Origin of the sequence: Algoriphagus vanfongensis DSM 17529, from assembly GCF_000429465.1 — a bacterium.
Classification (GTDB): Bacteria; Bacteroidota; Bacteroidia; order Cytophagales; family Cyclobacteriaceae; genus Algoriphagus; species Algoriphagus vanfongensis.
The window spans coordinates 104670-117072 of the sequence record NZ_AUBX01000017.1 but is presented as its reverse complement, the minus strand read 5'-3'; the positions used below and the strand labels follow the sequence as shown (position 1 = coordinate 117072).

13 protein-coding genes are annotated in these 12403 nt (G+C 43.3%); 5 read left to right on the top strand and 8 right to left on the bottom strand.

What is annotated here, in order from left to right; all coding sequences use genetic code 11:
* Positions 1 to 153: 153 nt before the first annotated feature.
* From G460_RS0117685 to G460_RS0117670, 4 genes are read right to left on the bottom strand one after another with little or no spacing between them, the layout of a single operon-like run.
* Positions 154 to 1080, bottom strand: coding sequence for an aspartate carbamoyltransferase catalytic subunit (locus G460_RS0117685; protein ID WP_026956608.1), 927 nt, complete (start codon positions 1078 to 1080; stop codon positions 154 to 156).
* Positions 1081 to 1082: 2 nt separating this feature from the next.
* Positions 1083 to 1631, bottom strand: coding sequence for a bifunctional pyr operon transcriptional regulator/uracil phosphoribosyltransferase PyrR (pyrR, locus tag G460_RS0117680; protein ID WP_026956607.1), 549 nt, complete (start codon positions 1629 to 1631; stop codon positions 1083 to 1085).
* A gap of 34 nt (positions 1632 to 1665) precedes the next feature.
* The gene (locus G460_RS0117675; protein ID WP_026956606.1) at positions 1666 to 3282 is read right to left on the bottom strand and encodes a hypothetical protein; all 1617 of its coding nucleotides are present in this window, start codon (positions 3280 to 3282) and stop codon (positions 1666 to 1668) included.
* Entirely contained in the window at positions 3279 to 3677 is a 399-nt protein-coding gene (locus G460_RS0117670; RefSeq protein WP_026956605.1) for an EVE domain-containing protein, read from the bottom strand. The genes G460_RS0117675 and G460_RS0117670 overlap by 4 nt, the downstream gene beginning before the upstream one ends.
* 144 nt (positions 3678 to 3821) lie before the next feature.
* Between G460_RS0117670 and G460_RS0117665 the strand changes: the two genes are divergently transcribed.
* The 3 genes from G460_RS0117665 to G460_RS0117655 all read left to right on the top strand — a co-directional run bounded on the left by G460_RS0117665 (position 3822) and on the right by G460_RS0117655 (position 6413).
* Positions 3822 to 5513, top strand: a complete 1692-nt coding sequence (locus G460_RS0117665; RefSeq protein ID WP_026956604.1) for a DNA polymerase/3'-5' exonuclease PolX — start codon at positions 3822 to 3824, stop codon at positions 5511 to 5513.
* A 76-nt stretch (positions 5514 to 5589) separates the two neighbouring features.
* Positions 5590 to 5877, top strand: coding sequence for a hypothetical protein (locus tag G460_RS0117660; protein WP_026956603.1), 288 nt, complete (start codon positions 5590 to 5592; stop codon positions 5875 to 5877).
* Positions 5878 to 5939: 62 nt separating this feature from the next.
* Positions 5940 to 6413 (top strand): hypothetical protein, encoded by a 474-nt coding sequence (locus tag G460_RS0117655; RefSeq protein WP_026956602.1) that lies wholly within the window; start codon positions 5940 to 5942, stop codon positions 6411 to 6413.
* Between the two features lie 63 nt (positions 6414 to 6476).
* Here G460_RS0117655 and G460_RS0117650 read toward each other — a convergent pair whose 3' ends face one another.
* From G460_RS0117650 to G460_RS0117635, 4 genes are all read right to left on the bottom strand, one after another.
* The gene (locus tag G460_RS0117650) at positions 6477 to 9011 is read right to left on the bottom strand and encodes an ATP-dependent Clp protease ATP-binding subunit (protein ID WP_026956601.1); all 2535 of its coding nucleotides are present in this window, start codon (positions 9009 to 9011) and stop codon (positions 6477 to 6479) included.
* A gap of 80 nt (positions 9012 to 9091) precedes the next feature.
* Positions 9092 to 9715, bottom strand: coding sequence for a WbqC family protein (locus G460_RS0117645; protein ID WP_035464655.1), 624 nt, complete (start codon positions 9713 to 9715; stop codon positions 9092 to 9094).
* Positions 9716 to 9809: 94 nt separating this feature from the next.
* Positions 9810 to 10439 (bottom strand): L-threonylcarbamoyladenylate synthase, encoded by a 630-nt coding sequence (locus G460_RS0117640; protein WP_026956599.1) that lies wholly within the window; start codon positions 10437 to 10439, stop codon positions 9810 to 9812.
* 11 nt (positions 10440 to 10450) lie between these two features.
* Positions 10451 to 10879, bottom strand: a complete 429-nt coding sequence (locus G460_RS0117635; RefSeq protein WP_035464722.1) for a (deoxy)nucleoside triphosphate pyrophosphohydrolase — start codon at positions 10877 to 10879, stop codon at positions 10451 to 10453.
* 70 nt (positions 10880 to 10949) lie between these two features.
* Between G460_RS0117635 and mltG the strand changes: the two genes are divergently transcribed.
* Together mltG and G460_RS0117625 are read left to right on the top strand one after the other, a co-directional pair.
* Positions 10950 to 11993, top strand: coding sequence for an endolytic transglycosylase MltG (gene mltG, locus G460_RS0117630; RefSeq protein WP_026956597.1), 1044 nt, complete (start codon positions 10950 to 10952; stop codon positions 11991 to 11993).
* A gap of 1 nt (position 11994) precedes the next feature.
* Positions 11995 to 12399, top strand: a complete 405-nt coding sequence (locus G460_RS0117625) for an acyl-CoA thioesterase (RefSeq protein WP_026956596.1) — start codon at positions 11995 to 11997, stop codon at positions 12397 to 12399.
* Positions 12400 to 12403: the final 4 nt, after the last annotated feature.

Here is a 12403-nt window from a genome sequence, read left to right as displayed (position 1 = left end):
TTTCTTCATTCCATTTGACATGGAATTAGTTATTTCTTGAGAAGACGTCCTTTGGGAGAGTGGCTGTCTGTTGACTTACTTCTAAATCTATCGGCAACAATTGTCAGAAAGAGACCTCTTTCTACAATGATTGCAGAAATTCAAAAGATCCCTTTAGCCTTTTACTCCTGCCAATAAATACAGTACAGCCATCCGGACTGCTACTCCATTTTGGACCTGCTCTAGGATAATGGAATGATCAGAATCAGCCACGTCAGAAGAGAGTTCCACCCCTCGATTGATCGGTCCTGGATGCATCACGACGATCTCCTTGTCGAGTTGGTCCAGAAGTTTCTTATTGATCCCATAGTAAAGAGAGTACTCTCTCAGGCTTGGGAAGTATTTGATCTGCTGTCGCTCAAGCTGAATTCTCAGAACATTGGCTACGTCACACCATTCCAGCGCTTTTTTGACATCCAACTCGACCTTGACACCCAAACTGGCAATATGCTTGGGCAAGAGCGTAATCGGTCCGCAGACCATGACTTCAGCGCCCATTTTCTGCAAACAGAATATATTCGACAGCGCCACTCGGGAATGAAGAATATCTCCGATGATAGCGACTTTTTTCCCGGCCAGGTCTCCCAGCTTTTCTCGGATAGAAAAGGAATCCAATAATGCCTGAGTCGGATGCTCATGAGTACCATCTCCTGCATTGACGATGTTTGCCTTGACATTGCGGGAAAGGAAGTGCGGAGCACCAGGACTACTGTGGCGCATGACTACCATGTCCACTTTCATGGATAAGATATTATTGACCGTATCCACCAGCGTTTCTCCTTTCTTGACAGAACTATTGGCTGAGGAAAAATTGATCACATCCGCCGAAAGCCTCTTTTCTGCCAGTTCGAATGACAGACGGGTCCGAGTGGAGTTTTCAAAAAACACATTGGCAATGGTAATATCTCTCAAAGAGGGCACTTTTTTGATCGGTCGATTGATGACCTCCTTGAAGTTGGCAGCGGTATCGAGGATCAATTGGATATCCTCAGGAGTGAGGTCTTTGATCCCTAGTAGATGACGTGTGCTGAGTTGTGACATGCTTAGCTTTTAACTTTCTCTGTGATCCATACTGCGTCTTGTTCTTGGCCTTGTCCAGCCCACTCGACTACTACATACTGGCTATCCAGGGTATTGACTCGAATACCGAGATAGTCTGGCATAATCGGGTAATCACGGGTGAGTTTGCGATCGACCAATACGAGTAATTCTACTTTCTGAGGTCTGCCAAAAGCGATCATGGCATCCATAGCAGCTCTGACAGAGCGTCCTTTGTAAAGCACATCATCTACCAGAATCACTTTTTTACCTTCTACTAAAAAATCTATCTTGGTCTCATTGGCCTTGAGAGGAAAATCTCTCCTCCGAAAATCATCTCGATGGAATGTTGCATCCAGATAGCCTGTGGGCACCTTGTAGCCGGATATCTCCTCTAAGATTGGAGCCAACTGATCCAAAAGAATCGTTCCTCTTGGCTGCAATCCCAAAAGAACTGTATTTTCAAAATTATCGTGATTTTCGATCAACTGATGACAAAACCTCCTGAGGATGATCTCTATCTGTTTCTGATCTAAGACTAGCCTTTTTTGCATGGATCTGATTTGCGGGTAAATATAAAAAGAATTTCTACTCGGGCCCCTCCACAGGCTCGTACAAATCTCCTACTACCATCACTTTGGCCAAAAAATACACCTCTCGGGTAGCTCCTATTCCATCTTCTTTTTGATACCTAATCCGCTGAGTACCACTCAGCAGATAGTAGCGATCATACCAGTGCACCATACTGAGAGTTTCGAGATTATTTTCTGCTATGCGTTCATTTTCATTGATTAGCTCAATATCAAACTGCATGTCATCGAAGACCTTCTCCCCATTTTTGAAGTAAGCCAAGCGAATCTTGTCATTCCTGACATAGGCATGATAAAATTCATCATCCACAATCGCCACATCTCCAAATGGAGTCCCCACCGAGGTATTGAGATTGTCAAGTGAGGCAGAATTATCCCAAATGACCTGCCCTTCAGTACCAATCTTGACAAAATGCGCAGAGATATAGCTGTACTCCGTGAGGATCGTGTAAGAGGTGGGCCCATTATATCTATTGGTAGAAAAAGGGTCTCCAGCCTGGGATGCGTTCATTCTTTCCCACCGATCATAGCGATAAAGGCTCGTCGGAGAATAGGGGCTATTCATCCTGCCTCTATTATTGACTATATTGAAATGGTCGAAATAAACATAGTATCCATCATCCGTTTCAATAGCCTTGCGAATCGAATAGACATTTTGAATACTGGGCACGCGATCTCGTTCTATTTCTTTGAGAATGGCTTGATCCTTTTTCTCTTTGGATCTCTCATTGAGATAGTTGAAAAAGTTAGGAAAATCCTCGAGCGTATACAACTTACTTTGATACTCCCCAAACTCATTGATATCCATCAGATACATGCCTTGATAGGCATCCCGTCTCTCCAATCCAAATGAGCCCACCACAGTCTGACCATATCCTCTCATGGGTAAAATCAAGGCCTCCATGATCTCCTGATCTGGATTTCCAAACTCATCAATCTTTACTTCCCGCAGCAGGTTCCCTGTCAAGTCATAGGTATTGATCAGGATTTCTCTTTCACGATATTGCCCTTTCCTGCTCAAAATCACTTCAAATGCTTCCAGCTCAGGCAGTTTTTGGATCTGAAGGATTTGGGTATTATTGCCATAGATCCCCTGCACCGTATGTAGACTTTTAGACTCCAAATCATAAACCTGCACAGCAGGTCTGGTGTCTGCTGCTCCCATAACGATCACACTATTCCCTTGAACCAGAAACTCAGCCAGCTCCATGGACAGCAAATTTTCTATCCCATATTCAAAGCCCTTCCTGGTATCAAGATTGATTTTGAGGATGTATTTATCAGCATTAAGTGCCGTTCCTTTTTGAAATAAAACATAGAGAAAACGACCATCTTGATCATAGCCAATCATATCAAAGCCCGACTTGACAGGAAGCTCCACGATCCCCTCAGTTTGCAGATTTTGATCACTGATGAAGTATTGAAAAACCCGATCTCCACTAAAAGCTCTTTGTGGAAGCGAGCGGAAGGATACAAGGCCCTCATCCAAACGGACTATTTCAAAAAGTGGGTCAAAATAATCTGACTCCACCTCAAACCGCTCTTCAAATTGGACCTGAGCAGATAGTGAATAAGCTCCAAAAGAGAATAAAAAAACTAATAGTAATCTTTTCATTGCGCCATTTTTTTGATCCAGTCAAATTCGCCTTTGCTCATCGGCAAGACAGAAAGCCTGCTTTGCTTTAGCATAGGCAAGTCAGCCAATTGGTCTTCCGCTTTGATCTGAGTCAGCGTCACTGGGTTGGCCAACTTTTCGGCAACACGCAGATTGACCGCCACCCAAGCTTCATCCTTTGGGTCGGCAAAGGCTGCAGCAGTTACTTGAGCGATGCCGACCACCGCTTTTTCTTTTCCACTATGATAAAACATCACCAAATCTCCGACTTCCATGGCTTTCAGGTAGTTTCTAGCCTGATAGTTTCTCACACCATCCCAGACATCTTCCCCAGCTTTTTCAAAATCCTCCCAAGAGTAGGAGTTCGGTTCACTTTTTACCATCCAATAGTTCATAGCGTATCAATTATGATTCTGAGAGTTTTGCTCTCCTCCTTTGATTATACTTGTGGCTTTTGCCATAAGTTACCTGTTGGTTCTTTAAATTGAAACTTTAATTCCCCACATTTGTCTTAAGGCTAACACGAAAAAGTAACTATTTTGGACCATAAAACCATCCTGAAAAAACTCAAACTGTGCATCCAGCTGATGGAGCTGCATGATGAGAATTCTTTCAAAATAAGAAGCTATCAATCGGCACTCAACTCTCTAGAAAGAGGGGAAGATAATCTTATGGATTTGTCGGATAGTGACTTATCCAAAATCAACGGAGTCGGAAAAAGTATCCAAGAGGCGATCATTTCTCTGAAGGAGACAGACACTTTCCCCTTATTGGATGATTTATTGAGCCGAACACCTGAGGGGATTTTAGAGGTTTTGCAGATCAAAGGCCTTGGTCCAAAAAAAGTAAAAACTCTCTGGCAGGAGGTAGGAATCACCTCTACGCACGAATTGATGGAAGCTTGCCAAAGTGGGAAAGTAGCCAAAATCAAAGGTTTCGGAGAGAAAACCCAAGAAAGTATCATTGCCAATCTGGAATTTAAAGCTTCAAATGCCGGCAAATGGCTTTACGCAGACATTGAAGAAAATCTGCTTGCCTGGACGGCTCAACTACAATCCGACTTACCTGCAGTGAAAATCGCTTTAGTTGGGGATTTTGCCAGGAAAATGGAAATCATTTCCAAAGCTGAATGGCTGATCAATTCTCAATCTTCTGAGACCAAGCAACAGCTCCAAAAAGTAGACTTTTTAGAACTTGATCAATCCCAATCCAGCCCTTATTCTTGGAGTGGAAAAATTCGTGATTTTGATCTGAATTTCTCGATCTATTTTTCAGAGGAGGCTAGCTTCACCGCCAAAAAGTATGCATTCTCAGCCTCTCCCCTCCATTTACAGAGTTTTGTTGACGATCAGAAGACAGTAGGAAGTCTTCTACAAAAGACTTCATTTGAGAGGGAGGAAGAGTTTTTTGAAAATAACCAGCTCCAATACATTCCTATTGAAATGCGGGAGGGAACTGACGAAATCCTATTGGCTAAGGAAAACAAAATCCCTGTGCTTTTAGAAGAAAGCGACCTGAAGGGAATCCTCCACAATCACTCTACATACAGTGACGGCAAGCATTCTCTACGCCAGATGGCTGAGGCATGCAGGGATATGGGCTATGAATACCTCGGCATCTCTGATCACTCCAGGACGGCCTCGTATGCCGGAGGACTGGATATCGAAACAGTAGAGAAACAACATCAAGAGATCGACCTTCTCAATCAAGAGTTGGCTCCATTCAAGATTTTCAAAGGAATAGAATCGGATATCTTGGGCGATGGCAGCTTGGACTATCCTGAAGAAGTGTTGCAGAAATTTGATTTTATCGTGTCTTCTGTTCACTCAATTTTGAATATGGACATCAAGCGAGCTACAAGCAGACTCGTGACAGCGATAGAAAACCCCTACACAACTATTTTGGGACACCCTACCGGCAGATTGCTACTTCGGAGAGAAGGCTACCCTATAGATCACAAGACTGTCATCGACGCTTGCGCAAAGCACGGAGTTGTCATCGAGATCAATGCAAATCCCTGGAGACTGGATCTTGACTGGAGATGGGCTCGCTATGCCATGGACCAGGGAGTGAGACTTTCTATCAACCCTGATGCACATGAAATAGATGGGTATGCAGATATGAACTATGGGGTTTTGACTGGAAGAAAAGGAGGATTGACTAAAGAAATGACGCTAAATGCGATGAACCTTTCTGAGCTGGAAGCTTATTTCAACAGTAGAAAGAAATAACTTCCGGCTTTCCCTTGCCTACCTGATTCCTGAAATATCGAATCCAAAAAGCTAACTTTACCAAAATTGCTAATTCATGAAATGGACTGACAAGCCAAATGGCGTACTCTTGCAACGATCCTTTCTCTTTGGGATCACAGGAATCATCTTGGGTACACTCTCCATTTTAAACACTAATTTGCGACTACTCGAAGCCCCAATGGGACCTCTGAATGGAGTCTCTATCTTTCTCCAATTTTTCGGAATTGGGCTTTCGATCATGGTCTTGAGGAAAAGAAAAGTTCCGAAAGAAGAACAAGAAAAGGCAAAGGTGATGACGATGGTACTAGTGGTCTCTTTACTGTTTTTTATCCTTACGATATAAGCTCTTTTTTTTTCGAACATTTTCTAAAAGTGGGCCGTAAGACTCTAAAAACTAAACCCACTATGAAAAAAACACTCTTGATTTTTGGACTCTGCGTCCTTACTTCTTTGGCAGTATTTGCTCAAGATTCAGAAAGCCAAGCTGCCTATCCAGGTGAATTTAAAATCGTCACTATCGTCGAATCCATCGTTCCTATGGGGCTAGGTAGATCTCGCATCATTGACTCTAAAACAGAGGTAGACGCAAGCCTTTTTGCCACAGATAGAACAGACGGCAAGAAAAGTGATCAAAACGAAATAAGCCGTAAAGACATCAAAGTAGATGAATTGGAAGAGACGAAGTTGCTTAACTTTTTCAGTGCCACTGGTATCAATTTCCAAAATATCGCTTCCAATGACGCTGTGATTTCATCAAAAATCAATGCAATGCTGGCACAGGGATGGAAGCTCTCCTATGTGACTTCTGGAGTAGAGAGCAACTCTGGCTCGGAGGATGGACAGGGGATTTTCATCACCCGACTGTTCTTTTCCAAATAAAAAGCCCAACAAAAAAACCCGAGGAAATATCCTCGGGTTAATTTTTAGTATTCTCAGAAGAATTTACTCTTCAGCCTTTTCTTTTTTCTTGACAGTGATGATAAGTTCCGTACCATTTTCTTCATAGTCGGCCTTGATGACATCACCCTCCGAAAGATCTCCCTTGAGTATCTCCTCTGCGACTGCATCTTCCAGATATTTCTGGATGGCCCGGTTGAGAGGTCTAGCTCCATATTGCTGATCATAACCTTTCTCAGACAAGAATTCCTTGGCTTTCTCGGTCAATTCGATCTTGTATCCCAAATCAGTGATTCGGTGGAAAAGCTTGGCCAAAGAGATATCGATGATCTTGAAGATGTCTTTTTTCTCTAGAGAATTGAAAACTACCACATCATCCAATCGGTTCAAGAACTCAGGACTGAAAGCTTTTTTCAATGCGGACTGGATGGTGCCTTTCATGATCTCATCCATATTTTCCTTCTTCGCCTTGTTGGCAAAACCAATTCCCGCTCCGAAGTCCTTCAAGTCTCGAACACCAATATTGGAAGTCATAATAATGATCGTATTTCTGAAATCTACCCGACGACCGAGGCCATCAGTCAAAATCCCATCATCCAAGACCTGTAAGAGGATATTGAACACATCAGGGTGAGCCTTTTCAATCTCATCCAACAATACAACTGAATACGGTTTTCTACGAACCTTCTCAGTCAATTGTCCTCCTTCTTCATACCCCACATAGCCTGGAGGCGCTCCTACCAATCTAGACACGGAGAATTTTTCCATGTACTCGGACATGTCAATCCGAATCAACGAATCTTCTTTGTCAAAGAGATAGGTAGCCAGCATTTTTGCCAGTTCAGTCTTCCCTACCCCTGTTGGGCCTAGGAAAATAAATGAACCAATTGGCTTTTTAGGATCTTTCAATCCCACTCGGGTTCGCTGGATAGCCTTGGTCAATTTTTTGATGGCTTCCTCCTGACCGATCACCTTTCCTGAGAGCTCTTCGTTCATATTCAGAAGTTTGGCTCCTTCATTCTGGGCGATTCTTTTGGCAGGTATGCCAGTCATCATGGCTATGACCTCAGCGACGTTATCTTCTTCCACTGTAAAACGCTTGGATTTGCTTTCCTCTTCCCAGCGGGTTTTGGCAAGCTCCAATTGTTCGAGAAGTTTCTTTTCCTTATCTCTCAACTGAGCAGCTTCCTCATACTTTTGAGATTTGACTACTCTATTTTTCTCAGTCTTGATATCCTCCACTTCTGCTTCAAGCTTCAGAATATCTTCTGGTACATGAATGTTATTAATGTGGACACGAGCTCCCGCCTCGTCCAAGATATCAATCGCCTTGTCTGGCAAGAATCGATCTGAAATATATCTGTCCGACAGCTTCACACAAGCCTCTATCGCTTCTTCTGTATAGTTGACATTGTGATGGTCCTCGTATTTATCCTTGATATTGTGAAGGATCTGAATGGTTTCTTCCGGCGAAGTCGCATCGACCATGACCATCTGAAATCTTCTTGCCAAAGCTCCATCTTTTTCGATGTATTGACGGTACTCATCCAGCGTGGTCGCGCCGATACATTGGATTTCTCCACGGGCAAGTGCCGGCTTAAACATATTAGACGCATCCAGAGATCCAGATGCTCCGCCAGCTCCTACGATCGTATGCAGCTCATCGATGAACAAGATGACATTCGGAGATTTTTCCAGCTCATTCATTACAGCTTTCATTCTCTCTTCAAATTGTCCTCTATACTTGGTGCCTGCGACCAGAGATGCCAGATCCAAGGTAACCACACGTTTATTAAACAAAACACGGGATACTTTCTTCTGAACAATTCTCAAGGCGAGACCTTCGGCGATGGCTGTCTTACCTACTCCGGGTTCACCGATGAGGATAGGGTTATTTTTCTTTCTTCGGGAAAGAATCTGAGCCACTCGCTCGATTTCTTTTTCTCTCCCTATGATCGGATCAAGCTTGTCATCTTCAGCCATCTTGGTCAGGTCACGACCAAAATTATCCAAGACAGGAGTTCTTGACTTCTCTGCTCCAGGTTTGGAAGAGCCTGATCCTCCACTCGATGAACCAAACAATTTAGACCCGTCTTCATCCGAATCTTCAGCCTCAGCTTTTGACTTGGGACTAGCGCCTGGATCAGACTGCATTTCTAGCATGTCTTTGACAGACTCATAGTTGATATCAAATTTATTCAGAATCTGCGTGGCGATGTTTTCTTCATCTCTTAAAATCGAAAGCAGCAAGTGCTCCGTACCTATCAGTTGACTTTTGAAAATTTTAGCTTCTAGGTATGTAATCTTCAACACCTTCTCAGACTGTCTTGTCAGAGGAATGTTGGCCATATTTTTCACATTGTGATTGGCAGTGCCTTTCACAGCTCGCTCGATAGCGTTTCTCAGCTCATCTAGCGGAACTCCCAATTTCTTTAGAATGGAAACAGCCACACCTTCTCCTTCGCGAATCATTCCGAGTAAGAGGTGCTCCGTACCTATGTAATCATGTCCCAGTCGAAGCGCTTCCTCGCGACTGAGAGAGATCACCTCTTTGACTCTGTTCGAAAATTTTGCTTCCATTTAATTCCTTTCTGGTTGTTAATATATCTGTATGTTATTTACCGATTTTGTTTTAAAAACACAATTGTTTTAACGATTGTTCAATGTTTTTTTAATGACTCTTGGAGAATGTTTTTGGCCATCGGCCCCTCGCAAAACAATAAATCGATAATCGACAGGTTAGGCTCAAAGTCTAAGCCAAAAAGCTGGGTGTAGGCATGTGCCTGATAGTAATTTCGACCCGAAAAGTGCTCTGAGGGCTTAATCTGCCCCCTTATATCTTTATCAAACTGCTGATCCATCTGATTTTCACAGATACTCATTTTGACAGGTTGTTGCAATAATCTCAGACATAATGTCACCAACTCAAGGCTCAACTCCCAGAGAAAATCAGTTTTCCGCATAAATACAGCCTCAAACTCAGGAAAAAAATACTCAAAAAAAGGAGCTTTGCCATATGCGCTTTGTATGCTCTTCAGATGTTTGGAATGCCATTTTTGCCCATAATCAATCCGAATATCCCGCTGAGGAATCCGCGGTCTCCGTCCTACAATTGGCACTGAAAGCGTCTCTACTTTATTGCTCAGTAGAATCTGACTCCGGTTGAAAAAGGATTTCCGCTCGTAGGTGTCATTTGGGAAAAACGCAACCTCATCTGCCGCCCAGATGGCGGCAAAAAATTCCAGATTGGGCAGGTAAAATAAATCTGCAGCTATGGTAGTCAATCGTCGTATTATTTTTAGTCAGAAACAGAACAAATCGATCCCGTGGGTGATATGAGACAGAGCACAAAATTAGAAATTTGGAAGAGACTGCTGCTTAAAGCAAAGAATCGAAATCTCCTAAGCCTTCCCTCAATAGCACTACCTCATCGCCGGTACAATCCAAAATAGTCGAGGCGACATTTTGCCCATAGCCTCCATCGATCACCACGTCTACGAGATGCTGGTATTTTTCAAAAATCAACTCGGGATCTGTGCTATATTCGATCACCTCATCTTCATCATGGATCGATGTCGTCAATATTGGCTGACCAAGCTCCATCACCAGCATTCGAGGCACATTGTGATTGGGTACCCGAATACCTACTGTCTTTTTGTTCATCTGCATGATCTTGGGCACCTGAGAGCTCGCCTCCAAAATAAATGTAAAGGGTCCGGGAAAAGCCTTTTTCATCATCTTAAATACAGTCTTGCTGATCACGCGAGTATAGTTTGCGATATCACTGAGGTCGGCACAGATGAATGAGAAGTTGTGTTTTTTGGGATTGATCCCTTTTATTTTGGCGATTCTTTCGACTGCTCGCTGATTGGTAATATCGCATCCTATCCCATAGACTGTATCGGTGGGGTAGATAATGACTCCCCCATCCCGGAGGATTTCAGCCACTTGCCTGATCTTTTTGGGATCGGGATTTTCCTCATATAATTTTATAAACTCAGCAGGCATAAGCTATCTATTCAAAATGCGACTAATTCAGACCAATTATCGTGCAAAAACTGCACAATGGGAACGTCTGCTGCTGCCCAATTTAACTGAAAAAGTTCTTTTGCCCCTAGCCATCTGACTTCCTCATGCTCTACCAAGTGAACTTCACCCGCTGAGATCTCTGCCAAAAAAGGAATCAATTGAATCAGTTTCCCTTCAGTATAGGAATGCTTAGAGTGAGGCAGTTCTTTCTTGATCTGAATAGTCACTTGGAGCTCTTCCTGGATCTCGCGGACCAGTGACTCGGGTGGACTTTCGCCCTTTTCCACCTTTCCTCCCGGAAATTCCCAAAAACCAGCCAAAGGCATAGATTCTGATCTTTTGACAGCCAGTATGTGATGATCCCGAAGGATAATAGCACAAGAAACAGGAATAGTCTGCATGGAAGAACCTGAAAGCATCCCGAAAAATCCGGGTTCAAAATTTAAGAAACAAAGAATTTGGTCTTCATTTCTTATTTTTGGCCCCACTATGCTAGAAGACAAAAAGAAAAAGCTCCTCCTGATCCTGATTATTACATTTTCAGTGTTGGGGATTTCCCTGACCTTTTATTTTTATCAGGTTTTCTTCAGTCCGAATGTACTGCTGGAATCCGAGCAATCCGTCACATTGAAAATCCCGAGCAATGCAAACTACGCATACGTCTCCAATGAACTTTATGAAAGAAAGATCATCACAGACGCAGTGAGTTTCGGTTTTGTAGCAAAGACACTTGGCTATCAAGACTTAGTCAAGCCTGGACTGTATACGATTCCTCCCAAAATGACCAATCTTGAACTGGTCAGACTGCTTCGATCCGGGAAGCAAACTCCCGTCAAATTGACGTTCAATAATGTACGTACCAAAGAAGATCTAGCAGAAAAAATCACCGCCAATCTTGAGATAGACTCCACGCAATTTCTCACCTTGCTCACAGACTCCGTCTACATCCGCAAGTTTGATTTTGACGAGGAAACTATCATGAGCATGTTTATCCCCAATACCTACGAGGTATGGTGGAACACCACCCCAGAGGCTCTCTTTGACCGGATGTATAGAGAATATGGGGATTTTTGGACTGCAGAAAGAACTCAAAAAGCCAAAGATTTGGGTCTCCAACCCAAAGAAGTAGCTACCCTTGCCAGTATTGTACAGGCCGAAAGTCAAAAATCTGATGAAAGACCCCGAATCGCTGGAGTCTATCTCAATAGACTCCGTCTCAATATGCCCTTGCAGGCTGACCCAACCCTAGTTTTTGCCTTGGGTGATTTCTCACTCAAAAGAGTATTAAATATCCATAAGGAGACCGAAAGTCCATACAATACCTACAAATATGCGGGATTGCCTCCTGGACCGATCAATCTACCGGATATCAATTCGTTGGATGCCGTTTTGAATGCCGAGGATCACAAGTACCTGTACTTCTGCGCCAAGGAGGATTTTTCAGGCTATCATGCATTTGCAACCAGTCTAGCTCAGCACAACGCCAATGCAAGAAGATATCAAGCTGCTCTCAACAAAGCCAGAATCTACTGACATGTACCAAGCTGAAACGCAAATCCGGGTCAGATACGCAGAGACTGATCAGATGAGTTATGTCTACTATGGCAACTACGCCATGTACTTCGAAGTCGCCCGAGTAGAAGCCATGCGAAGCATCGGTTTTTCCTACAAACAGATGGAAGATGAGGGCGTCATGATGCCTGTATTGGAAAGCCACTTTCGCTATATCAAACCCGGAAAATACGATGAGCTGCTCCGAATCAAAACTAGCATCCCTACTTTACCGGGCGTGCGAATCCGGTTTGAATACGAGGTTTATAATGAAGAAAATGAGCTGATTACGGAGGGATGGACCACCTTGGCGTTCCTCAAAAAAGAAAGTCACCAGCCGACGAGACCTCCCCAAAATTTAGTAGCTTTATTGAAACCATACTTTTAGTAAT

Coding starts and splice junctions, on each gene's coding strand:
- G460_RS0117685 (WP_026956608.1), bottom strand. CDS start 1,080: ATGTCACAACTCAGCACACGTCATCTACTAGGGATCAAAGACCTCACT.
- pyrR (WP_026956607.1), bottom strand. CDS start 1,631: ATGCAAAAAAGGCTAGTCTTAGATCAGAAACAGATAGAGATCATCCTC.
- G460_RS0117675 (WP_026956606.1), bottom strand. CDS start 3,282: ATGAAAAGATTACTATTAGTTTTTTTATTCTCTTTTGGAGCTTATTCA.
- G460_RS0117670 (WP_026956605.1), bottom strand. CDS start 3,677: ATGAACTATTGGATGGTAAAAAGTGAACCGAACTCCTACTCTTGGGAG.
- G460_RS0117660 (WP_026956603.1), top strand. CDS start 5,590: ATGAAATGGACTGACAAGCCAAATGGCGTACTCTTGCAACGATCCTTT.
- G460_RS0117655 (WP_026956602.1), top strand. CDS start 5,940: ATGAAAAAAACACTCTTGATTTTTGGACTCTGCGTCCTTACTTCTTTG.
- G460_RS0117650 (WP_026956601.1), bottom strand. CDS start 9,011: ATGGAAGCAAAATTTTCGAACAGAGTCAAAGAGGTGATCTCTCTCAGT.
- G460_RS0117640 (WP_026956599.1), bottom strand. CDS start 10,439: ATGCCTGCTGAGTTTATAAAATTATATGAGGAAAATCCCGATCCCAAA.
- G460_RS0117635 (WP_035464722.1), bottom strand. CDS start 10,879: ATGCTTTCAGGTTCTTCCATGCAGACTATTCCTGTTTCTTGTGCTATT.
- mltG (WP_026956597.1), top strand. CDS start 10,950: ATGCTAGAAGACAAAAAGAAAAAGCTCCTCCTGATCCTGATTATTACA.
- G460_RS0117625 (WP_026956596.1), top strand. CDS start 11,995: ATGTACCAAGCTGAAACGCAAATCCGGGTCAGATACGCAGAGACTGAT.